This is a genomic window from Nonomuraea sp. NPDC001684, assembly GCF_053596515.1.
The window spans coordinates 1-1,277 of the sequence record NZ_JBSFGJ010000876.1 but is presented as its reverse complement, the minus strand read 5'-3'; the positions used below and the strand labels follow the sequence as shown (position 1 = coordinate 1,277).

Genomic DNA, 1,277 nt, shown 5'->3' with positions numbered 1-1,277 from the left:
ATCGGGCCGCTGGTGGCGCTCTACTCCGTCGCCGCCCACCGGTCCTGGGCGTGGTGCGCGGCCGGTGCGGTGCTGATCGTCTTCGAGTGGACCTACGCCTCGGCGCAGCAGCCCGGCGTCGCGCTGTGGTCGGCCGCCGCGCAGTCGTGCATCGTGGCGGCCTGCGGGGTGGGCGCGGGCACCAGCGTGCGGCTGCTGTCGGAGCGCACCGGGCAGCTCGCCGACCTGGCCGCGCAGCTGCGCGCGGAGCAGGGCGCCGCCGCCCGGCGGGCGGTCACCCGCGAACGGGTGCGCATCGCCCGCGAGTTGCACGACGTCGTCGCCCACCACATGTCGGTCATCTCCGTACAGGCCGGGCTGGGGCGCTACGTGGCGCTGAGCGACCCGGCCACCGCCCACGCCACGCTGGGCGTCATCGCCGACACCAGCCACGAGGCGCTGACCGAGATGCGCCGGCTGCTGTCGATCCTGCGCATCGAGGCCCACGACGACGACGAGGGCCTCTACGCCACCGCGCCGGGCCTGCTGGCCCTCGATCCGCTGGTCGAGCGCATGCGCGGGGCGGGCGTCGCCACCGAGCTCGTCGTCGAGGGCCGGGCCCGGCCGCTGCCGTCCGGCCTCGACCTGTGCGCCTACCGCATCGTCCAGGAGTCGCTGACGAACGTGCTCAAGCACGCCGACCCCGGCCGGGTCGAGATCCACATCGGCTACGGTCCGGCCACGCTGACGTTACGCGTCAGCAACGACGGCGCCGCCGTCCAGGCGGGAGACGGGCCGTCCGGCGGTCACGGGTTGATCGGCATGACTGAACGTGTCAGGCTCTACCAGGGGTCGATCACCGCCGGGCCGCTGCCCGGAGGCGGGTTCGAGGTCCTGGCGACCTTCCCGCTCCCCGTGCCCGGTGCCGACGATCGGCCGCCGTGACGACCGTGAAGCAGGTGCGAGATCAAAGTCCTCGTCGTCGACGACCAGGTGCTCATCCGTGCGGGTCTGGCCGCGCTCCTGCGCGCCGCGGGCCTGGAGGTCGTGGGCGAGGCCGCCGACGGTGAGGAGGCCGTGCGCCTGGCCGCCACGCTGCGGCCCGACGTGATCCTCATGGACATCAGGATGCCCGGCATCAACGGCCTGACGGCGACCGAGCGCATCCTGGCCGCCGCGCACGACCCGCCGCCCAAGGTGCTCATCCTGACCACGTTCGACCTCGACGAGTACGTCTACAACGCGCTGCGCCTGGGCGCCGGCGGGTTCCTGCTCAAGGACACCCCGCCCGAACGCCA

The 1,277-nt window shown here is 73.7% G+C and carries 2 protein-coding genes; both read left to right on the top strand.

All coding sequences use genetic code 11. The features are described 5' to 3' along the window. Window positions 1-924 (top strand): sensor histidine kinase (locus ACWCSD_RS52700; protein WP_449927508.1); only part of this gene is annotated, 924 nt, incomplete at its 5' end. Window positions 925-972: 48 nt separating this feature from the next. Beyond that, a partial coding sequence (locus ACWCSD_RS52695; protein WP_449927505.1) for a response regulator occupies window positions 973-1,277 on the top strand: 305 nt, incomplete at its 3' end.